Annotated in this window: 2 protein-coding genes; both read left to right on the forward strand. The window is 64.7% G+C overall.

Features of this window, described 5'->3' with window-relative positions; all coding sequences use genetic code 11:
• Positions 1-178: 178 nt before the first annotated feature.
• A complete protein-coding gene (locus KZH41_RS13155) occupies positions 179-13,096 on the forward strand; it encodes a non-ribosomal peptide synthetase (protein ID WP_263274950.1) in 12,918 nt (4,305 codons plus the stop codon).
• On the forward strand, positions 13,093-24,417 hold the full coding sequence (locus KZH41_RS13160) for a non-ribosomal peptide synthetase (protein WP_263274951.1): 11,325 nt from the start codon (positions 13,093-13,095) through the stop codon (positions 24,415-24,417). Before KZH41_RS13155 ends, KZH41_RS13160 begins: the two co-directional genes overlap by 4 nt.
• The last annotated feature ends 444 nt before the right edge of the window (positions 24,418-24,861 follow it).

The raw sequence follows: 24,861 nt of genomic DNA on the forward strand, positions 1-24,861 counted from the left end.
CCCCGCTTCCCATGTCACCCCCTACCTGCCAAATCCCTTAATTTTCCAAGCCTGCTGGAAGCCTCTTCAGGCACCCGGCTGCGCCCGCAGTTTTTTCAGGGCGCCCAGCACACCCTATGCAAGCGGCAGATGAAAACGGACTTTCTCCTCAACCGTGACTTTTCAGCAGGTTACCCCCATGCAGTTCAGCGAATTATTGGCAGCGATTTCCACCCACGCGATCCGTCTGCAACTGGAAGAGGGCGACCTGATTATCCTGGGCGACGACGCAGCGCTGGATGACGCGCTGTGGGATCAACTGATCGCCCACAAACCCCGCCTGCTTGAGTGGGTGGCCGAGCACGGCGGCGACTGGCTGAGCCCGGCCTATCGGATCACCCCGGACATGCTGCCACTGGTCAACCTCGATCAACCGGCCATCGACCGCATCGTCGCCGCCATCCCCGGCGGCGCGGCGAACGTGCAGGACATCTACCCGCTGGCGCCGCTGCAAGAAGGCATGCTCTACCACCATCTTTCGGCGCAGCAGGGCGACCCTTACGTGCTGCACGCGCAGTTTGTATTCGACAGCCGCGCACGCCTCCATGCCTTCGCGCAAGCGCTGCAATGGGTGATCGACCGCCACGATATCCTGCGTACGTCCATGGTCTGGGAGCGCCTCGACGAGCCGTTGCAAGTGGTGTGGCGCAAGGCGACCCTGGCTTGCGAAGAAGCCCATTTGAACGGCGGTGACGCCCTGGCCCAGTTGCTGGCACGCTACGACGCCCGCACCTACCGCATGGCCCTGGGCCAGGCGCCGCTGCTGCGCCTGGTGTTTGCCGACGACCCGGCCAACCAGCGCGTGGTGGCAATGCTGCTGTTCCACCACACCATTCTCGACCACACCGCCCTCGATGTGGTGCGCCATGAAATCCAGCTGTACCTGGCCGGTGAGCAAGCCCAGGCCGGTGAGCCGGTTGCGTTTCGCAGCTACATCGCCCAGGTGCGCCATGGCGTCAGTGAGCAGGCGCATGAGGCGTTCTTCCGCGCGATGCTGGCGGATATCGATGAGCCAACCTTGCCGTTCGGTTTGCAGGATGTGCAGGGCGATGGTCAGGGCATCAACGAAGCGCGCGTGCCCGTCGACAGCGCACTCAGCCGCCGCCTGCGCCGCCTGGCACGACCGCTGGGCGTGAGCGTGGCGAGCATGATGCACCTGGCCCTGGCGCGCGTGTTGGGCGTGGTGTCTGGTCGCGACGCCGTGGTGTTCGGCACCGTGATGCTTGGCCGCATGGGTGCAGGCGAGGGCGGTGACCGCGCCTTGGGCATGTTCATCAACACCTTGCCGCTGCGCGTGGATGTGGGCGAGCAGGGCGTGCGCGCCGGGGTCAAAGCCACCCATGAGCGCCTGACCACCTTGCTCAATCACGAACATGCCTCGCTGGCACTGGCCCAGCGTTGCAGCGGTGTAGCCGCACCCACGCCACTGTTCAGCGCGATGCTCAACTACCGCCACAGCGCCGCCACCGACATGGCCGCCGTCATCGACGTGGCCGAAGGCATCCAGGTGCTGGGCGCCGAGGAGCGCACTAACTACCCGCTGACCGTCAACGTGGATGACCTGGGTGAAGAGTTTGCGCTGACGGTGATGGTCGACGCGTCCATCGACGCGCAACGTGTCGCCGGTTACCTGCATACCGCGCTGGAAAGCCTGGCCGATGCCTTGGAACATCGACCGGATCAGCCGCTCTGCGGCCTGAACATCCTGCCCGACACTGAGCGCCACCACCTGCTGCACAGCCTCAACCAAAGCCCCGCGCACTACACCGACACCGCCCTGATCCACCGTTGCGTCGAAACCCACGCCGCCGCCCAGCCTGAAGCCATCGCCTTGCGCTTCGAGCATCTGTGCCTCACCTACCGCCAACTCAACGAACGCGCCAACCAGGTCGCCCATCGCCTGCTCGCCCAAGGCGTGAGTCCGGATGACCGTGTGGCCATCTGCGTAGAGCGTGGCCCGGAAATGATCATCGGCCTGCTGGGCATCCTCAAAGCCGGCGCCGGTTATGTGCCGATTGACCCGGCTTACCCGCTGGAACGCATCGCCTACACCCTGGCCGACAGCCAACCGCTGGCCGTGCTGGTGCAAGCCAACACCCGCCACTTGGTGGGCGAGCTGGCGCAAATCGACCTTAATAGCCTCGGTAGCGAGCCCATCGTCAACCCGCGCATCCCTCTCAGCCCCGCCAGCCTTGCCTACGTGATCTACACCTCTGGTTCCACCGGCCTGCCCAAAGGCGTGATGATCGAGCACCGCCAGGTCGCACGGCTGTTCAGCGCCACTGACCACTGGTTCGGCTTCAACCGCAACGATGTGTGGGCGCTGTTCCATTCCTTTGCGTTCGACTTCTCCGTGTGGGAGATCTGGGGTGCGCTGATGCACGGCGGCCAATTGCTGATCGTGCCGCAACTGGTCAGCCGCTCGCCGGATGAGTGCTACACGCTGATCTGTGAGGCCGGCGTGAGCATCCTCAACCAGACGCCCAGCGCGTTTCGCCAGTTGATTGCGGCCCAGGCGCAGAGCTCGCAGGTGCATTCCCTGCGCCAGGTGATTTTCGGCGGCGAAGCGCTGGAACCGGGCATGCTCAAACCCTGGTACGCCCGCGCCATCAACGCCGGTACGCAACTGGTGAACATGTACGGCATCACCGAAACCACCGTGCACGTGACCTATCGCGCGCTGGAGGCGGCGGACGCGCAGTTGGTCGGCGTCAGCCCGATTGGCGTGCGCATTCCCGACCTGCAGCTGTACGTGCTCGATGAGCGCCGCGAGCCGCTGCCGATCGGCGTGGTCGGCGAGTTGTACGTCGGCGGTGCCGGCGTGGCGCGCGGTTACCTGAACCGTGACGCGCTCAACGCCGAACGCTTCCTGGCCGACCCGGCCACCGGTTTGCGCATGTACAAGACCGGCGACCTTGGCCGCTTGCTGGCTAACGGTAACGTCGAGTACCTGGGGCGTAACGACGACCAAGTGAAGATCCGTGGTTTCCGTATCGAACTGGGTGAAATCCAAGCGCGCCTGGCCACCGCCAGCGGCGTGCGTGACGCCGTGGTGATCGCCCGTGAAGACGCGCCGGGTGACAAGCGCCTGGTGGCTTATGTGATCGCCGAGCGTGACATCGGTGCAGCCGAACTGCGTGACCACCTGCTGCTGAGACTGGCCGAGTACATGGTGCCCAGCGCGTTTGTACTGCTGGATAAATTCCCGCTGACCACCAACGGCAAACTCGACCGCAAGGCGTTGCCCGCACCGGATGCCGACGCGCTGGCGCGACGTGACTATGCCGCCCCGCAAGGTGCAGTCGAAACCGCCATCGCTGCGATCTGGCAGGCGATATTGAAGCTCGACAAGGTCGGCCGCGACGACAATTTCTTCGAACTTGGCGGGCACTCACTGCTGGCGGTCAAGCTGATCGAACGCATGCGCCAGGTGGACTTGAGCGCCGATGTGCGCGTGCTGTTCGGTCAACCCACGCTGGCTGCACTTGCCGCAGCGGTGGGCGGGCAGCAGGAAGTGCAGGTTCCGGCCAACCTGATCAGCGAGACGAGCGAGCGCATCACGCCGGACATGCTGGCGCTGGTGGAGCTGGACCAGGCCGCCATCGACCACATCCTCAAGACTGTGCCCGGCGGCATCGCCAACGTGCAGGACATCTACGGCCTGGCGCCCCTGCAGGCGGGCATTCTTTACCACCACCTGGCAACCACCGAGGGCGACCCCTACGTGTTGCAAGTGCAGTTCAGCTTCGCTGACCAAGCGGCGGTGGATGCATTTATCCGCGCGTTGCACAGCGTGATCGAACGCAATGACATCTTGCGCACCGGCATTCTCTGGGAGGGCCTGGATGAGCCGGTGCAAGTGGTGCTGCGCCAAGCGCCATTGGCCGTGGAACGTGTCGACGTACAGGGTGATGAAGCCTTGGTACAGCTGCAACAGCGCTTCGACCCACGCCATTATCGCCTCGATCTGTCCCGCGCCTCGCTGATGCATTTTGGCTACGCGCAACAGGCGGGCGGCTACGTCGGCATTTTGCTGCTGCACCACATCCTGCTCGACCATACCGCCTTGCAAGTGCTGGTCGAAGAAATGAGCGCCAGCCTGGCCGGAAACAGCGCGCACCTGCCGGACGCGGTGCAGTACCGCAACTACGTAGCCCAGGCGCGTCTGGGGGTTACCCAGGCGCAACACGAAGCGTTCTTCAGCGACATGCTCGGCGATATCGACGAGCCGACGTTAGCGTTCGGCTTGCAGGATGTAAATGGCGACGGCAGCGGCATCGTCGAGGCGCACTTGCCGTTGCCAGCGGCGCTCAGTCACGGTCTGCGTGAACAGGCGCGGCAACTCGGTGTGAGCACCGCCAGCCTGGTACACCTGGCCTGGGCCCAGGTATTGGCCCAGGTTTCCGGCCAGCAGGACGTGGTGTTCGGCACCGTGTTGCTGGGCCGCATGCAAGGCGGCAAGGGCGCCGACCGTGCGCTGGGGATGTTCATCAATACCTTGCCGCTGCGCGTTAGCCTGGGCGCCGTCAGCGTACAAGCCGGCGTGCGCGCCACCCACGCGCGCCTGGCGCAGTTGCTCGGGCATGAACATGCCTCGCTGTCACTGGCCCAGCGTTGCAGTGGCGTACCGGGGTCGTTGCCGTTGTTCAGCACCTTGCTCAACTACCGTCACAGCGCGCCGGGTGAAGCCCCGGGAGACAGCCCGTTTGCCGCCTCTGGTATCGAAATTCTCAGTTCCGAAGAACGCAGCAACTACCCGCTGGTGCTCAGCGTCGATGACCTGGGCGCAGGTTTTTCGCTGACGGTACAAGGCCTGGCCATGCTGGATGTACAGCGCGTGGGCGAGTACATGCTCACCGCATTGCAGCACTTGATGACCGCGCTGCAACAAGCGCCGACCACGCCCTTGCAGGCGGTGTCGATTCTGCCGGCCGCCGAACGCCACCAACTGCTGGTGGCGTTCAACGCCACCGCCCGCGACTACCCCTCGCAGCTCACCGTGCAGCAACTGTTCGAAGCCCAGGCGCTGGCGCGTCCCGAAGCCGTGGCGGCGGTGCATGGCGCGTTATCCTTGAGCTATCGCGACCTCAACCGCCGCGCCAATCGCCTGGCTCATCACCTGATCAACCAAGGTGTGCAGCCGGGTGAAAGCGTGGCGATTGCACTGCCGCGCTGCCTGGATTTACTCGTGTGCCAGCTGGCGATCCTCAAGTGCGCGGCGGTGTATGTGCCGCTGGACGTCAATGCGCCGGTTGAGCGCCAGGCGTTCATCGTGCAGGACAGCGGCGCGCATCGGGTACTCAATAGCCTGGCCGACCTGAACCTGGACGCGCAATCGCCGCGCAACCCTGAGCGGGTCCAGTCCTCGGAAAGCGTGGCGTACATCATGTACACCTCCGGCTCCACCGGCGCACCCAAAGGTGTGCAAGTGCCGCATCGCGGTATCACGCGGCTGGTGCTCAACAACGGTTACGCCGACTTCAACGCCGCGGACTGTGTGGCCTTCGCCTCCAACCCGGCGTTCGACGCCAGCACCATGGACGTGTGGGGCGCGTTGCTCAATGGCGGCCAGGTGCAGGTGATCGACCACGCCACCTTGCTCGACCCGGCGGCATTCGGTGAAGCCTTGGAGGGTGCGACGGTGCTGTTTGTCACCACGGCGCTGTTCAACCAATACGTGCAGATGATTCCTGAGGCGTTGGCCGGCCTGCGCATCCTGCTGTGCGGCGGTGAGCGTGCCGACCCGGCGGCGTTCCGCAGTCTGTTGGCGCAGGCGCCCGAGTTGCGTTTGGTGCATTGTTACGGGCCAACGGAAACCACCACTTACGCCACCACCTATGAGGTGCGCGCGATTGCCAATGACGCCGACAGCGTGCCCGTGGGGCGGCCGATTTCCAACACGCAAATCTATCTGTTGGATGCTTGGCAGCAGCCGGTGCCACTGGGGGTGAGCGGTGAAATCTGCATCGGCGGCGACGGCGTGGCCAAGGGGTATCTGAACCGGCCTGAACTGACCGCTGAGAAATTCGTGCAAGACCCGTTCAACCCAGGCGCCCTGATGTACCGCACCGGCGACCTCGGTCGCTGGACGGCGGACGGCTTGCTTGAGTGCCTTGGGCGCAATGACGATCAGGTCAAAATCCGTGGTTTCCGCATTGAACTGGGTGAGATCGAAGCGCGCCTGGCGACCTGTGCGGGCATCCACGACGTGGTGGTGCTGGCGCGTGAGGACGTGCCGGGCGACAAGCGCCTGGTGGCGTATTTCACTTGGGCTGGCGAACCCGTCGGCATCGACAGCGTGCGCGCGCATCTGCAAGGCCAATTGCCGGACTACATGCTGCCGTCGGCGTATGTGCCGCTGGCGCATTTGCCGCTGACGGCCAATGGCAAGATTGACCGTAAAGCGTTGCCGGCCCCCAGCGTTGACGCGATGAATAGTCGCGAGTTTGAAGCACCGCAAGGCGAGGTGGAAACCCTGCTGGCGCAGATCTGGCAGGACGTGCTCAAGCTTGAACGCGTGGGGCGCCATGATCATTTCTTCGAGTTGGGCGGGCATTCGCTGCTCGCGGTGAGCCTGATTGAACGCATGCGCCAAGTCGGCCTGAGCTGTGACGTGCGCGCACTGTTCAGCCAGCCAAGCCTGGCGGCGCTGGCGGCGGCGGTGGGCAGCGGGCGTGAAGTTGTGGTGCCGGTGAATGGCATTCCTTCGGGCTGCACGCAGATTACGCCGTCGATGCTGCCTCTGGTGCCGCTCGACCAGACAGCTATCGACCGTATTGTCGCCACGGTGCCGGGCGGCGCAGCGAATGTGCAGGATATCTACCCGCTGGCGCCGTTGCAGGAAGGCATTCTCTACCACCATATCAGCGCCGAGCAGGGCGACCCGTACCTGCTGCAATCGCGCATGGCGTTCGACAGCCTTGAGCGTTTGCACGCGTTCATGGGCGCGCTGCAACAGGTCGTGGCCCGTCACGACATCCTGCGCACCGGCGTGGTCTGGGAAGGCTTGGACAGCCCAGTGCAAGTGGTCTGGCGTGACGCGCAGTTGGTGGTGCAGGAAGTCGCCCTGGACCCAGCCGACGGCGGCATCCTTGAACAGCTGCACACACGCTTCGATGCTCGCCACTACCGGCTGGACATCACCCAGGCGCCGCTGCTGCGCATGGTCTACGCCCAGGACTCGGCGAATAACCGAGTCGCGGCGATCCTGTTGTTCCATCACTTGGCACTCGACCATACCGCCATGGAAGTGGTCGGCCAGGAGATGCGCGCGTTCCTGTTCAACCAGGCCGATGCGTTGCCCGCAGCGGCACCGTTTCGCAACTATGTCGCCCAGGCCCGCCTGGGTGTCAGCGTGGCTGAGCATGAGCAGTTCTTCCGCGAGATGCTCGCTGATGTCGATGAGCCGACCTTGCCGTTTGGCGTGCAGGATGTGCAGGGCGACGGCCGCGCTATCGAAGAAGCCGAGCGGCAGCTGGACGCGGCGCTGGCGGTGCGTGTGCGTGAACAGGCGCGGGTGTTGGGCGTCAGCGCGGCCAGCCTGATGCACCTGGCCTGGGCGCAAGTGCTGGGGTTGGTGTCCGGGCGTGACGACGTGGTGTTCGGCACCGTATTGATGGGCCGCATGCAGGCCGGCGAGGGCGCTGATCGCGCGTTGGGCATGTTCATCAACACCTTGCCGCTGCGCGTCGATGTGGGCGCCAGCGCCGCCGTTGCGGTCAAGGCCACCCATGCGCGGCTGAGTGCATTGCTCGGTCACGAGCACGCGTCCCTGGCGCTCGCCCAGCGTTGCAGTGGCGTATCGACGGCCGTGCCGTTGTTCAGCGCCTTGCTCAATTACCGCCACAGCACGCCCGGTGAAATGGCCCGCGACGGCCAGGGCATCTGGGAAGGTGTGCAGCTGCTGGGCGGTGAGGAACGCAGCAACTACCCGCTGACCCTCAGCGTCGATGACTTTGGCGCAGGTTTTGGCCTGAGTGTGCTGGCGCTGCCGCAGATCGGCGCCCAGCGCCTGTGTGGCTACATGCACAGCGCCGTGGAGCAGCTGGTTGCGGCCTTGGAAAGCGCGGCGAAAACCGCGCTCAACCAACTGCCTGTTTTGCCCCAGGCGGAGTGCGAAACCCTGCTGCGTGAATTCAACGCGACCGCCGCCGACTTCCCCACCGGGCATACCGTGCATGGCGCCTTGGAAGCCCAGGTCGAACGCCAACCCCATGCGATTGCCGTGCAGCAAGACGGCGAAGTTCTGACCTATCAGCAACTCAACCAGCGCGCCAACCAGTTGGCCCACCACCTGCTGGCGCTCGGCGTGCAGCCGGATGATCGCGTGGCGATCTGCTGCCGCCGTGGCCCGCAGATGCTGGTGGGTCTGCTGGGCATTCTCAAAGCCGGCGCAGGCTACGTGCCCATCGACCCGGCTTACCCCGCCGAGCGTATCGCCTACTTGCTGCAGGACAGCGCTCCGGCAGCGGTATTGGCCGAGGCAAGCACCCGCGACCTGTTGGGCGCGCATGCCGCTGTCGACCTGTTCGACGAGCGCTTGCAACACCACCCCGTCAGCAACCCGCGGCTGGCAACCCTGACCCCGGCACACCTGGCCTACGTGATCTACACCTCCGGCTCCACCGGCCAGCCCAAAGGTGTGATGGTGGAACACCGCACGGTGGAAAACCTGGTGCACTGGCATTGCGAAGCCTTCGGCCTGGACACGCGCAGCCACACCAGCAGCGTCGCCGGGTTTGGTTTCGACGCGATGGCCTGGGAGGTCTGGCCGGCACTCTGCGCAGGCGCCACCCTGCACCTGCCGCCCGCGCACGTGGGCAATGAAACTATCGACGAATTGCTCGCCTGGTGGATGGCGCAACCGCTGCACGTGAGCTTTCTGCCCACACCCGTCGCTGAGTACGCCTTCAGCCAGAACCTGCACCACCCGACCTTGCGCATCCTGTTGATCGGCGGTGATCGCCTGCGTCAGTTTGCCCAGGAGCGGCGCTTTGCAGTGGTCAACAACTACGGGCCTACCGAGGCCACGGTGGTCGCCACCTCCGGCCGTGTGCGCGCCGGGCAGGCGTTGCATATCGGCCAGCCTATCGCCAATACCCGCGTGTACGTGCTGGATGCGCAACTGCGCCCAGTGCCGGTGGGCGTTGCCGGTGAGCTGTATGTGGGCGGCAGCGGTGTGGCGCGGGGTTATTTGAACCGCCAGGACTTGACCGCCGAACGCTTCCTGCAAGACCCGTTTAACAGCGGGCGCATGTACCGCACCGGCGACCTGGCGCGCTGGTTGCCTGACGGCAATATCGAGTACCTGGGCCGTAACGACGACCAAGTCAAAGTGCGCGGCGTGCGCGTTGAACTCGGCGAAATCGAAAGCCGCCTGGCGGCACTCGACGGCATCGCCGAAGCGGTGGTGCTGGTGCGCGAGGGCCGTCTGGTGGCCTGGTTCACCGAACACTACCCACTGGCGATTGAAACCCTGCGTGCGCAACTGCAAGCGCAGCTGCCCGAAGCGCTGGTGCCGGCGGCCTACGTCAAACTCGACACGCTGCCGCTGACCGCCAACGGCAAGCTGGACCGCAAGGCCCTGCCGCAACCTGATCAGTCGGCGTTGCTGAGCCGCGACTATGCAGCGCCTGAAGGTTCAGTGGAGACCGCCCTGGCGCGGATCTGGGCCGAGGTGTTGCAGGTGGAGCAAGTCGGCCGCCATGACCACTTCTTCGAACTGGGCGGCCATTCGTTACTGGCTGTCAGCCTGATCGAACGCATGCGCCAGGTCGGCCTCAGCGCCGATGTGCGTGTGTTGTTCAGCCAGCCAACCCTCGCAGCGTTGGCCGCTGCCGTGGGCAGTGGTCGCGAAGTTTCGGTGCCCGCCAACCGCATCGCCGCCGACTGCCAGCGCATCACCCCGGACATGTTGCCGTTGGTGGATCTGGACCCAGCAACCCTCGACGAGGTCGTCAGCCGCGTACCCGGCGGCGGCGCCAATGTGCAGGACATCTACCCACTGGCGCCGTTGCAGGAGGGCATTCTTTACCACTACATCACCGCCGAGCAGGGCGACCCGTACCTGCTGCAATCGCACCTGGCTTTCGACAGCATCGAGCGCCTGAATGCCTTCACCCAGGCGCTGCAACAGGTCATCAATCGCCATGACATCCTGCGCACCGGCGTGGTCTGGGAAGGCCTGGCGCAACCGCTGCAAGTGGTGTGGCGTCAGGCTCAATTGCCGCTTGAAGAGCTGCACCTGCAAGGTGATGTACTGGCCGGCTTGCATGCGCGTTTCGATGCGCGACGCTATCGCCTGGACATCAGTCAGGCACCCTTGATCAGCTTGAAGTACGCCCAGGACCCGGCCAATCAGCGTGTGGTGGTGGTGTTGCTCTATCACCATATCGCCCTCGACCACACCGCATTCGAGGTGGTGCTGCGCGAAATGCAGGGCCACTTGCTCGGCCACCAAGCCCCAACGGCGCCGCCGATGCCGTACCGCAACTACGTGGCGCAGGCGCGCTTGGGTGTGAGCGAGCGGGAGCACGAAGCGTTCTTTTGCGAGATGCTCGGTGATGTCGATGAACCCACCTTGCCGTTCGGCCTGCAGGATGTGCGCGGCGACGGCAACGCGATCAAAGAGCATCGCCTGCGCCTGGGCAGCGACCTCAACCGCCGCCTGCGCGCCCAGGCGCGCTTGCTCGGTGTGAGCACGGCGAGCCTGTTCCACCTGGCCTGGGGCCAGGTGCTGGCGGCCACGTCGGGGCGCCAAAGCGTGGTGTTCGGCACCGTGCTGGTTGGTCGAATGCAAGGTGGCGAGGGCGCCGACCGTGCGCTGGGCGTGTTCATCAATACCTTGCCGCTGCGCCTGGACATCGACGCGCAAGGCGCACGCGCTGCCGTGCGTGCCACCCATGCGCGGCTGACCGCGTTGCTCGGGCATGAACACGCGTCCCTGGCCTTGGCCCAGCGTTGCAGCGGCGTGGCGGCACCGGCGCCGCTGTTCAGCTCGATGCTCAACTACCGCCATCGCGGCGCCGCCACGCGATCGGCTGAGGCGCAGCAGGCCTGGGAAGGCATGCAGACGCTGGTCAACGACGGGCGCACCAACTACCCGCTGACCTTGAACGTGGATGACCTGGGTGATGGTTACGACGTCACCGCCCTGGCCCAAGTCGACGCGCAACGGGTGTGCGGTTACCTGCAGGTTGCTTTGTCCGGATTGGTCGAAGCCTTGGAGCAGGCGCCGCACCAGGCGCTCAATCGTTTGCCGATTCTGGGCAGTGAGGAACGGCAAAAACTGCTGGTGGAGTTCAATGCGACCGAGGTGAACTACAACCTTGAGCAAACCCTGCACGGCCTGTTCGAAGCCCAGGTCGAGCGCACGCCGCAGGCCGTGGCGGTCAAGGCCGGTGACCAGCACCTGACCTACAGCGAGCTCAACGAACGCGCCAACCGCCTGGCCCACCACCTGCGTGAACTCGGCGTGCGGCCGGATTCGCGGGTGGGTATCTGCGTCGAGCGTGGCCTGGACATGGTCATCGGCCTGTTTGCCATCCTCAAGGCCGGCGGCGGTTATGTGCCGCTGGACCCGGCGTATCCACGCGAACGTCTGGCCTACATGCTGCAAGACAGCGCGCCCGTGGTGGTACTGGCGCAAGGCGCAACCCGCGAGTTGCTGGGTGATGTGCCGGTGATCAACCTGGACCACAGCACTTGGCAGCACCAGCTCGCCAGCAATCCGCGGGTGCCGGGCCTTACCGCCCAGCATCAGGCTTACGTGATCTACACCTCCGGCTCCACCGGCCAGCCCAAAGGCGTGATCAACGAACACGCCGGAGTGGTCAATCGCCTGCTGTGGATGCAGGACGCCTATGGCCTTAAGGCCCATGACGCGGTGCTGCAGAAAACCCCGTTCAGCTTCGACGTGTCGGTGTGGGAGTTCTTCTGGCCGCTGTTTACCGGCGCACGCCTGGTCATGGCGCGCCCGGGCGGGCATAAAGAGCCTGAGTACCTGTGCGCGGTGATCGAGGCCGAACAGATCACCACGCTGCACTTTGTACCGTCGATGCTCGATGTGTTCTTGGCCCACGGCGATGTCAGCCAGGCAGCTGTGCTTGTGCGCGTGATGTGCAGTGGCGAAGCTTTGCCGGGCAGCTTGGTGCGGCGCTTCAAGCAGCAATTGCCGGGGATCGGCCTGTACAACCTGTATGGCCCGACCGAAGCGGCGGTGGACGTGACCGCCTGGAACTGCGCGCGCCCCGACGTGCCGGACAACACGCCGATCGGCAAACCGATTGCCAACACGCGCATGTACCTGCTGGATGCGCAGTTGCAGCCGGTGCCGTTGGGCGTGGTCGGCGAGCTGTTTATCGGCGGTGTGCAAGTGGCGCGTGGCTACTTGAATCGCCCTGAACTGACCGCCGAACGCTTCCTCAAGGACCCATTCACCCTTGGGCGCATGTACCGCACTGGTGACGTTGGCCGCTACTTGCCTGACGGCAATATCGAGTACCTGGGCCGTAACGACGACCAGGTGAAGATCCGTGGCCTGCGCATCGAGCTGGGTGAAATCCAGGCGCGGCTGCTGGAGCATGCGCAGGTCAACGAGGCGGCCGTGGTCGCCCGCGAAGACCGGCTGGTCGCGTACTACACCGGCATAGCCACCGACATCGAACAGCTGCGCGCGCATCTGCTGCAGCACCTGCCGGACTTCATGGTGCCCGCGCTGTTCATGCACCTCGACGCGCTGCCGCTGAGCCCCAACGGCAAGCTCGACCGCAAGGCTTTGCCTGCGCCAGGCATGGACGCGCTGATCGTGCGCGAGTACGTGGCCCCCGAAGGTGACACCGAAACCCTCCTGGCCAAGCTGTGGGCTGAGCTGCTCAACGTCGAGCGGGTCGGGCGCCACGACAACTTCTTTGAACTGGGCGGGCACTCGCTGCTGGCCGTGAGCTTGATCGGCCGCCTGCGCCAGGAAGGCCAGGAAGCTGACGTGCGGGCGCTGTTCGAGCAGCCGACCCTGGCCGGCTATGCCGCCATAACCGAACGAATGGAGATCGTCCTGTGAGCATTTCTGAGCTGTTGGCGACGCTGAAAACCAAGGACATCCAACTGGCGCTCAAAGGCGAGCAGTTGTCGGTGCAAGGCAATAAACAAGCACTGAGCGACCCGGCGACCCTCGCCGCGTTGCGCGAGCACAAACCGGCGTTGATCGCGTTGATCAAGGCCGGCGAGTACTCGGCGACCAAGGCCGGCGAAGTGCAAGTGCCCGCCAATGGCATCCCGGCGGGCGCCGAGCGCATCACGCCGGCCATGCTGACCCTGTCGACCCTGAGCCAGGACGAGATCGACCGCATCGTCGTCACGGTGGAGGGCGGTGTGGCGAATATCCAGGATATCTACCCGCTGGCGCCGTTGCAGGAAGGCATTCTGTTCCACCATGTCAGCGCTGAGCAGGGCGACCCGTACGTGATGCAGTCGCAGTTTGCGTTCGACAGCCTGGCGCGCTTCGAGGCCTTCGCCCAAGCCCTGCAACAGGTGATGAACCGCCACGACATCCTGCGTACCGGCGTGGTCTGGGACGGTTTGCAGCAACCGTCGCAAGTGGTCTGGCGCCAAGCGCAACTGCCGGTGCAGGCGTTGGCGTTGGACCCGGCTGACGGCGATATCGCCGCGCAGCTGCACGCGCTGTTTGATGCGCGCCACTATCGCCTCGACGTGACCCAGGCGCCGCTGCTGCGCCTGGTGCGTGCCGAAGATCCGGCCCATCAGCGCATCGTCGCCACCTTGCTGTTCCACCACATGGCCCTTGACCACAGCGCCCTCGAAGTGGTGTGCCATGAACTGCAGGCGTGCCTGCTGGGGCAGGGCGCCGCGCTGGGCCAGGCGGTGCCGTTTCGCAACTATGTGGCGCAGGCGCGGTTGGGGATCAGCGAGCAGGAACACGAAAGTTTCTTCCGCCAAATGCTCGGCGACATCAGTGAGCCGACCTTGCCGTTTGGTTTGCAGGACGTGCAAGGCGATGCCCGTGGGATTGCCGAAGTCAGCCTGCCGCTGGCGCCAGCGCTCGGGCTGCGTTTGCGTGCACAAGCCCGGCTGCTGGGCGTGAGCGCCGCCAGCCTGTTCCACATGGGGTGGGCGCAAGTGTTGGCTGTGCTGGCCGGTAAACAACAGGTGGTGTTCGGCACGGTCTTGATGGGCCGTATGCAAGGCAGCCATGACACGGATCGGGCGCTGGGGATCTTCATCAACACGTTGCCGTTTCGCGTGGACGTAGGCGCCGAAGACGTGCGCGCCGGGGTCAAGGCCACCCACGCGCGGCTGACTACCTTGCTGCGCCACGAGCACGCCGCCTTGGCACTCGCCCAGCGTTGCAGTGGCGTGGCGGCGCCGACACCGCTGTTCAGTGCGTTGCTCAATTACCGCCACAGTGCCCCGGCCGCCAGTGCCGCCGCCGTATCGGCCTGGCAAGGCATCGCGGCGCTCAGCGCCGAAGAACGCACCAACTACCCGCTGACCTTGAGCGTGGATGACCTCGGCGAAGGCTTTGGCTTGAGCGTGCTCGCCAGCACTTTGGTGGACCCGCAGCGTGTCTGCGCCTACCTGCAAACCGCCCTGGAAAACCTCGTGACCGCCCTGGAGCAGGCGCCGCACACGCCGCTCAATCACGTCTCGGTAGTACCCGCCGCCGAGCAACAACAGCTGCTGCAGCAGTTCAACGCGACCCAGGTCGAGTTCCCCCAAGGCACCACCTTGCACGGGCGTATCGAAGCCCAGGCCGCGCGCACGCCCGAGGCCATCGCCGCCGTGCACCAAGGCCGCCAACTGACTTACGCCGAGCTGAACCAGCAAGCCAACCTGTTGGCCCATCACCTGCTGGCGCTGGGGGTCAAGCCCGACGACCGCGTGGCCATCGTCGCCCGCCGTGGCCTGGACACCCTGGCCGGGTTGCTGGCGATCCTCAAGGCCGGCGCCTGCTATGTGCCGGTGGACCCGTCCCACCCGGCCGAGCGTCTGAATTACCTGCTGACCGACAGTGAGCCGGTGGCGGTGCTGACCCAACAGGCGCTGCTGGACCGCCTGCCCGCGCTGGAGGTGCCGGTGATCAACCTCGACCGCTTCACCTGGCAGCACCATTCGGCGAGTAACCCCAAGGTCAATGTCACGCCATCGAACCTCGCCTATGTGATTTACACCTCCGGCTCCACCGGCCTGCCCAAAGGGGTGATGGTCGAACACCACACCGTGGCCAACCTGGTGGACTGGCATTGCCGCGCGTTTGACCTGTGCGCCGGGCGCCACACCGCCAGCGTCGCCGGTTTCGGCTTTGACGCGATGGCCTGGGAAGTGTGGCCGGCGCTGTGTGTCGGCGCGACCTTGCACCTGCCGCCGGCCAATGACGGCGCCGAAGACATCGACGCCTTGCTCGCCTGGTGGTGCGCGCAACCGTTGGACGTGTGCTTCCTGCCCACGCCGGTGGCCGAGTACGCCTTCAGCCAGCAGATCGAACACCCCACGCTGCGTACCTTGCTGATCGGCGGCGATCGCCTGCGCCAGTTCGTGCGGGCCCAGCGTTTCGAGTTGATCAACAACTACGGGCCGACCGAAGCCACGGTGGTCGCCACTTCCGGCAAGGTCGAAGTGGGCCAGCCGTTGCATATCGGCACACCTATCGCGAATGCCACGGTGTACCTGCTGGACGAACAGCAACGCCCGGTGCCGTTGGGTGTCGCCGGTGAGCTGTATGTGGGCGGCAAAGGCGTGGCGCGCGGTTACCTGAACCGCGAGGATTTGACGGCCGAGCGCTTCCTGCAAGACCCGTTCAATGCCGGGCGCATGTACCGCACTGGCGACCTGGCGCGCTGGTTGCCGGACGGCAACATTGAATACCTGGGGCGTAACGACGACCAGGTGAAGGTCCGTGGCGTGCGCATCGAGTTGGGCGAGATTGAAACCCAACTCAACCAACTGCCGGGCATTCAGGAGGCGGTGGTGTGGGTCCGTGAAGAGCGGTTGATCGCCTACTTCACTGCAAACCCTCAGCTCGACCCGCTGGCTGTCGGCGATATCCGCGCCCATCTGGTCGCGCATTTGCCGGACTACATGGTTCCGGTCGCCTACGTGAAACTCGATGCATTGCCGCTCACCGCCAACGGCAAACTCGACCGCAAAGCCTTGCCGGCGCCGGACATGGCCGCCGTATTTACCCGCGATTACGAGGCGCCCCAAGGCGAGATCGAAACCGTGCTCGCACACATCTGGGCTGATGTGCTGCAAGTAGAGCGCGTTGGGCGTCGCGATCATTTCTTTGAATTGGGCGGGCATTCGCTGCTGGCGATGCGCATGGTTTCCCAGGTGCGTCAGCGCCTGGGTGTCGAGCTGAGCCTCGGCGACCTGTTTGCCAATGCCGAGCTGGCGGCGGTCGCCGAAGTGCTCGCCCGGGCGGGGCGCAGCACGTTGCCGGATATCTTGCCCGCTAACCGTGATGAAGACGTGCCGCTGTCCTTCGCCCAGCAGCGCCTGTGGTTCCTGGCACTGATGGAAGGCGCCAACACCGCCTACAACATTCCCATCGGCCTGCGTTTGCGCGGGCAGCTGCATGTCGAGGCGCTGCAACGGGCGCTGGCGCGTATCGTCGCGCGCCACGAAACCCTGCGCAGTCGCTTCGCCCAACACGGCGACGACGCTCAGGTGCTGATTGTGCCCGCCGAAGACGTGCTGCCGTTGCAAGTGCAGGACCTGCGCCGCCACCCACAACCCCAGCAGGCGCTGGACGCTTTGATCCAAGGCGAAGCCTCGGCACCGTTCGACCTGGAGCGCGGCCCGTTGCTGCGCGGGCGGTTGGTGGTGATGGCCGACGATCACCATGTGCTGTTGCTGACCTTGCACCACATCGTCTCCGATGGCTGGTCGATGGGCGTGCTCACCCGTGAGCTGATGGCGCTGTACCAAGCCTTCAGCCACGGCCTGCCCGACCCGTTGCCGGCACTGCCGATCCAGTACGGCGACTTTGCCGTGTGGCAGCGTTTGTGGCTGAGCGGCGAAGTGCTGCAGCGCCAAAGCACGTATTGGCAACAGGCCCTGGCCGGGGCGCCGGCGCTGCTCACGCTACCAACGGACCGCCCGCGCCCGGCGCAACAGGACTACGCCGGCAGCAGCGTCGAAGTGCGCCTGGATGAACGCCTCACCGCCGGGCTCAAGGCCTTGAGCCAACGCCATGGCACCACGCTGTACATGACCTTGATGAGCGCCTGGGCCTCGCTATTGGCGCGGCTGTCCGGGCAGCCGGACCTGGTGATCGGCTCGCCGGTGGCCAACCGTACACGCAGCGAAGTCGAAGGGCTGATCGGCCTGTTCGTCAACACCCTGGCGGTGCGCATCGACACCTCGGGCGCGTTGAGCACCGAGGCACTGTTGGCGCGGGTCAGGGCGTTGACGCTTGAAGCCCAAGCCCATCAGGACCTGCCGTTCGAGCAGGTGGTGGAAATCACCCGGCCGGTGCGTAGCCTGGCCCACAGCCCGTTGTTCCAGACCTTGCTGAGCTGGCAGGACAGCAGCGCGCCGACCCTGGCGTTGGGTGACCTGGCCCTGGAAGGCATCGTCGAGAGTAGCCACTTTGCCAAGTTCGACCTGTCGCTGAACCTCGGCGAAGTGCAGGGCAGTATTTTGGGCGCGTTGGAATATGCGGTGGCGTTGTTTGATCAATCGACCGTGCAGCGTTACGTCGGCTATTTCACGCGCACCCTACAGGCGATGGTCGATAACGATCAGGCCGTGCTTGAACACACGCCGCTGGTGGATCCGCGTGAGCGTCAGCAGCTGCTGTTTGATTTGAATGCCACCGACGTCAATTACAACCTCGACCAAACCCTGCACGGGATGTTCGAGGCGCAGGTCACGCGCACGCCGCAGGCGATTGCGGTCAAGGCTGGCGAGCAGCAGCTGACCTATGCCGAGCTGAATGCGCGGGCCAACCAGTTGGCCCATCACCTGCAGGCGTTGGGCGTGCAACCGGATTCGCGGGTGGCGATCTGCGTGGAGCGGGGCTTGGACATGGTCGTTGGCCTGTACGCGATCCTCAAGGCCGGCGCCGCGTATGTGCCGCTGGACCCGGCTTATCCGCAAGAGCGCCTTGCCTACATGCTGGAAGACAGCGCGCCGCTGGTGGTGTTGGCGCAGGGCTCCACGCGCGGGTTGCTGGGCGCGGTGCCGGTGGTCGATCTGGACCAGCCCTGCTGGCAGCACCAGCCGGTCGCTAACCCCGATGCAGCGGGCGCGACGGCTTATGTGATCTACACCTCCGGCTCCACCGGCCAGCCCAAAGGCGTGATCAACGAACACGCCGGGGTGGTCAACCGGTTGCTGTGGATGCAGGACGAATACGGCCTCAAGGCGCATGACGCGGTGCTGCAGAAAACCCCATTCAGCTTCGACGTGTCGGTGTGGGAGTTCTTCTGGCCGCTGTTTACCGGCGCGCGCCTGGTGATGGCGCGCCCAGGCGGGCACAAAGACCCGCAGTACCTGTGCGACGTGATCGAGGCCGAACAGATCACCACGCTGCACTTTGTGCCGTCGATGCTGGATGTATTCCTGGCCCACGGTGATGTGCGCCAGGCGGCCGGGCTGGTGCGTGTGATGTGCAGCGGCGAAGCTTTGCCGGGCAGCCTGGTGCGGCGTTTCAAGCAGCAGTTGCCGGGCAGTGCGTTGCATAACCTGTATGGCCCGACGGAAGCGGCGGTGGACGTGACGGCGTGGAATTGCGCGGGCGCGGTGACGCCGGACAACACGCCGATTGGCAAGCCCATCGCCAACACGCGCATGTACCTGCTCGACAGCCAGTTGCAGCCGGTGCCGTTGGGTGTGGTCGGTGAGTTGTTTATAGGTGGTGTGCAAGTGGCGCGCGGTTATCTGAACCGGCCTGAACTGACGGCCGAGCGCTTCCTTGACGACCCGTTTATCAATGGGCGGATGTACCGCACCGGTGACGTCGGGCGCTACTTGCCGGACGGTAACATCGAGTATTTGGGGCGCAATGATGACCAGGTGAAGATCCGTGGTTTACGCATCGAGTTGGGTGAGATCCAAGCCCGCCTGACCGAGTATCCGTCGATTAATGAAGCAGCGGTTGTCGCCCGTGAACAACGCCTGGTGGCTTATTACACCGGCGCATACAGCGAAATCGATGCGCTGCGCAGTCACCTGCTGCGGCACCTGCCGGAGTTTATGGTACCGGCGATGTTCGTCCATCTCGACGCCTTGCCGCTGAGCCCCAACGGCAAGCTCGACCGTAAAGCCTTGCCCGAACCGGGCCTGGATTCGGTGGTGGTGCGCGAGTACGAGGCGCCTCAGGGCGATACCGAAATTGCCCTGGCCAGCCTGTGGGCCGAGTTGCTCAACGTGGAACGCGTGGGCCGCCACGACAATTTCTTTGAATTGGGTGGGCATTCGCTGCTGGCCGTCAGCCTGATGGGGCGCATGCGCCGCCTTGGGTTGTCGGCGGACGTCAAAGTGCTGTTTGGCCAGCCGACCTTGTCTGCGTTGGCGGCGGCGCTGGGTGGTGGGCGTGAAGTGGCGGTGCCGGCGAATGGCATTGCACCCGACTGCACCTACATCACCCCGGACATGTTGGCGCTGGTCCAGTTGGATCAGCCGGCTATCGAGCGCATTGTCGCCTGTATCCCAGGCGGCGCGGCGAATGTGCAGGACATCTACCCGCTGGCGCCGTTGCAGGCCGGCATTCTCTATCACCATCGCGCAGTAGTGGAAGGCGATGCGTACCTGCTGCAGGCGCAGTTTGCGTTCGACAGCCTCGTACGGCTGCAAGCGTTTGCCCGGGCGTTGCAGGCGGTGATCCAGCGCCATGATGTGCTGCGTTCATCCTTGCACTGGGACGGCCTGGAAGAACCGGTGCAGGTGGTTTGGCGTGAAGCCTTGTTAAGCGTCGAAACCGGGCCGCTGCCGCAGCGTCTCGACCTGGCTCAAGCCCCGCTGATGCGCTTGGTTTACACCCAGGAACCGCAGCGGGTGGTCGCAACTTTGCTGTTCCATCACCTGGTGATGGACCACATCGCACTGGACATCCTGCAGCACGAAATGCAGGCGTTTTTGTTGGGCCGAGAGGATGAGTTGGGCGCTGCGGTGCCGTACCGCAATTACGTGGCCCAGACCTGTTTGGGTGTTGACGATCACGAAACGTTCTTTCGCGAAATGCTCGCTGAGATCGACGAACCCACCGAGGTCGAAAACCTGGGCGGCGATGAAGCAGCCCATCTAGCGATTGACCTTGAGTTGAGCCGGCGCCTGCGTACCCAGGCCCGCCAAGCGGGCGTGAGCGCCGCCAGCCTGATGCACCTGGCCTGGGCCCATGTGCTGGGCAAGGTCAGCGGCCGCGAGCAGGTGGTATTCGGCACCGTGATGCTTGGCCGCCTGCAAGGTGGCGAAGGCGCCGAGCGCGCCATGGGGGTGTTTATCAACACCTTGCCGTTTCGAGTCGACCTAGGGGAACACTCGGTGCGTACAGCCTTACGCGCCACCCATGCCCGCCTGACTCAACTGCTCAGCCATGAGCACGCGCCGCTGGCAGTGGCCCAGCGTTGCAGCGCGGTGCCGGTGGCGACGCCGTTGTTCAGCGTGCTGTTCAACTACCGCCACAGTGCGCCGCAAACCGCTGGCGTGGCCGAAGCGTGGCAGGGCATTGAGCTGCTCAAGGCGCAGGAACAGACCAATTACGGCTTGTCGGTGAGTGTGGATGACCTCGGTGAGGGTTTCAGTCTGGAAGCCATGGGGCAGGGCGCCCGGCGGTTGTGTGACTATCTGCACGCTGCACTTGAGCAGGTGGTTGAGGCGCTGGAACACAACCGTGAAATCGCCATCAGCCGCCTGCCGATCCTGGCGGCCGCAGAGCGCAGCCAGCTGGCGGGCTTCAACGCCACCACCCGCACGTTCCCCCGTGAACACACGGTGCAGCGCCTGTTCGAAGCCCAGGCCCAGGCGCGTCCCGGCGCCGTGGCAGTGCTGCATGGCGAGCAGGTGTGGCGCTACGGTGAACTCAACACCCGCGCCAACCGTCTGGCCCATCACTTGCTGGGCTTGGGTGTACGCCCCGCCGATAACGTGGCGATCCTGCTGCCGCGCTGCATCGACCTGCTGGTCAGCCAACTGGCCGTACTCAAATGCGCGGCGGCCTATGTGCCGCTGGACATCAACGCACCGGCCGAACGCCAGGGCTTTATGCTGCAGGACAGCGGCGCGACGTGGCTGTTGACGCGCAGCGAGGCGCTCGTTGAATATCCGGCCCGGCGCCTGGACTTGGACACCCTGGCCCTCGACCCGCAACCGAGCCATAACCCGGACTTGTCGCAGTCTTCCGACAGCGTGGCGTACATCATGTACACGTCCGGCTCCACCGGCACGCCCAAGGGCGTCTTGGTGCCGCATCGCGGTATCACGCGGCTGGTGCTCAACAACGGTTACGCCGACTTCAACGCCGCGGACTGTGTGGCCTTCGCCTCCAACCCGGCGTTCGACGCCAGCACCATGGACGTGTGGGGCGCGTTGCTCAATGGCGGCCAGGTGCAGGTGATCGACCACGCCACCTTGCTCGACCCGGCGGCATTCGGTGAAGCCTTGGAGGGTGCGACGGTGCTGTTTGTCACCACGGCGCTGTTCAACCAATACGTGCAGATGATTCCTGAGGCGTTGGCCGGCCTGCGCATCCTGCTGTGCGGCGGTGAGCGTGCCGACCCGGCGGCGTTCCGCAGTCTGTTGGCGCAGGCGCCCGAGTTGCGTTTGGTGCATTGTTACGGGCCAACGGAAACCACCACTTACGCCACCACCTATGAGGTGCGCGCGATTGCCAATGACGCCGACAGCGTGCCCGTGGGGCGGCCGATTTCCAACACGCAAATCTATCTGTTGGATGCTTGGCAGCAGCCGGTGCCACTGGGGGTGAGCGGTGAAATCTGCATCGGCGGCGACGGCGTGGCCAAGGGGTATCTGAACCGGCCTGAACTGACCGCTGAGAAATTCGTGCAAGACCCGTTCAACCCAGGCGCCCTGATGTACCGCACCGGCGACCTCGGTCGCTGGACGGCGGACGGCTTGCTTGAGTGCCTTGGGCGCAATGACGATCAGGTCAAAATCCGTGGTTTCCGCATTGAACTGGGTGAGATCGAAGCGCGCCTGGCGACCTGTGCGGGCATCCACGACGTGGTGGTGCTGGCGCGTGAGGACGTGCCGGGCGACAAGCGCCTGGTGGCGTATTTCACTTGGGCTGGCGAACCCGTCGGCATCGACAGCGTGCGCGCGCATCTGCAAGGCCAATTGCCGGACTACATGCTGCCGTCGGCGTATGTGCCGCTGGCGCATTTGCCGCTGACGGCCAATGGCAAGATTGACCGTAAAGCGTTGCCGGCCCCCAGCGTTGACGCGATGAATAGTCGCGAGTTTGAAGCACCGAGCGATGCGTTGGAGCTGACCCTGGCGCAGCTGTGGGCTGAGGTCTTGAAGCTGGAACAGGTTGGGCGGCATGACAGCTTCTTTGAACTGGGCGGGCATTCGTTGCTGGCGATTCGGCTGGTCAACCTGATGGAAGCGGCGGGGTTGCAGGTGTCCCTGGCTGAGCTGTTCGAGCATGCCAGCGTGGCCTCGGTCGCCGCGATGCTGCAACAACGTACGGATGAACCGGTGCGTGACACCTCGGTGATCACCGTGCGCAGCCGTGGCGCGCAACCGCCGCTGTTCCTGGTCCACGAATTCAGTGGCATGGACGTGTACTTCCCGGCGCTGGGTCAGCACCTGCCCGGTGACTATCCCATCTACGGCTTGCCGGGCGCGGCGCTTGGCGACTCGCACCTGAACACCATGGAAGGCCTGGCGGCGCGCATGGTCGGGCTGATTCGGGGTATCCAGCCCCATGGGCCGTACCGGCTCGCAGGCTGGTCGTTTGGCGGCGTGTTGGCCTATGAAGTGGCGATGCAGTTGTTGGGGCTGGATGAGGCGGTGGCCTTCCTCGGTTTGATCGACAGTTACGTGCCGCGCATGACCGACCAAGGCAAGGCGCGTTGGCGCGGGCCGGATGCGCTCAAGCGGCATTTGCTGTTGCAGTGCACGGCGTATTGGACAGCACAAGGAGGTGTGGATGAGCTGGCGAGGCTTGAACACTTGGAGGCGGGCATTGGACAGCTGGACTTTGCGGGTCTGCTGCAACGCTGTCGCGATGAAGGTTTGCTATACGCGCAAATGGCAGCGGCTGCGGACGCGGACCTCTTGAGTTTTATCGAGCGAGAGGTCGGGCATGGGCATGCGCTGGCGCATTACAGCCTGTTCCCATTGCCGGTTGCGGTGCACCTGTTCAGCGCTATGCAACGGCCGACCGAGTTGTCCCGGCGCAGTGACACGCTGGGTTGGCAGGACGCGTTGGCGCCGGGGCAATTGCGCCAGGTGCAGGTGCCGGGAGATCACCAGAGCATGATGCAGGCGCCGCATATCCAGGCGTTGGGCCGTGCGATGACTGAGGCGTTGGCGGTGGGTGTGCCGGTCGCTGAGGCGGCGCATCAACCGTTGTTGCGTATTCAGAGTGGGCGGGCGGGGTATGCGCCGGTGTTTTGTGTGCCCGGCGCGGGGGACAGCGTCACCGGGTTTGTGGGGTTGAGCGAGGCCCTGGGGCGCGACTGGCCGTTGTTGGGTTTGCAGCCACGAGGCTTGGATGGCGAGGCGGTTCCGCATAGCCAGGTGGAAGCGGCGGCGCAGTGTTATCTGGCGGCGCTGGCGCAGGAGTGCCCGCAGGGGCCGGTGCATTTGGTTGGGCATTCGTTTGGCGGCTGGGTGGCGTTGGAGATGGCGCTGCGGCTGCAGGCGATGGGCCGTGAGGTGGCGTCGTTGACGGTTATTGACAGTGAATCGCCTGGGGGTTTGGGTAAGCCTTATACGACCACGGCGGCGTTGTTGCGGTTGATCGAGGCGATGCAGTTGGCGGCTGGGAAGCCGTTGGGCATAGACCCGGTGGAGTTTGCCGAGCGTGATGAAGTGGCGCAGCGCCAATGGCTGCATGCAGGGATGGTGGGCGTGGGGTTGTTGCCGGGGCGCTCTGCGGTGGATGCCATGGATGGGCCGGCGCGCACGTATGCGTCGGCGTTGCGCACGGTGTATCGACCTTTGCAGCGTTATAACGGGGTGGTGCGGTTGGTGTTGGCTGAGGATCCTTCGCTGGATGCGGCGGGGAATCAGCGGGAGCAGGGGTTGATGGTTGAGGGGTGGCGGCGGCAGGGGAGTGGGTTGCAGGTTTGGTATGGGCCGGGGAACCACTTTACGTTGCTTAAGGCGCCGAATGTGTTGGGGTTGGCGCGGTGGTGGGTTGAGGGGGTGGTGATTGGGGAGGTGGTGTCTTGAGGGCTGTATGCCGGTCTGAATGTGGGAGCTGGCTTGCCTGCGATAGCGGTGTGTCGGTGTGCATATCCATTACTGCGGTAACGGCTACTTATGGTTCCGCTCTTACAGCGGGTCACTTTTGGAAGGCCCCAAAAGTAACCAAAAGGTCCTCGCCCCACCACTCGGCACCTCGCCTAGGCTCGGTGTGCCCTCACGCAGGCTTGAATCCGTGGGCCGCCGCGATGGGCCATCCTTGGCCCAGCGCGGCTAACCCGGTGTCCTGCCGGGTTACCCAAGTATTCAAGCCTGCGTTCGGCCAGCGTGGTTTAACGGGGCGCCTCAGATCAAAAGCAAGATCAAGATCAAAAGCAGATCAAGAGCCGAGTGATCTCTTCCTGATGTATGGAGATCCAAATGTGGGAGCTGGCTTGCCTGCGATAGCGGTGTATCAGCCAGGCACACAGT

Origin of the sequence: Pseudomonas sp. YeP6b (assembly GCF_025642995.1) — a bacterium.
In the GTDB taxonomy this organism is placed as follows: domain Bacteria; phylum Pseudomonadota; class Gammaproteobacteria; order Pseudomonadales; family Pseudomonadaceae; genus Aquipseudomonas.

Coding starts and splice junctions, on each gene's coding strand:
- KZH41_RS13155 (WP_263274950.1), top strand. CDS start 179: ATGCAGTTCAGCGAATTATTGGCAGCGATTTCCACCCACGCGATCCGT.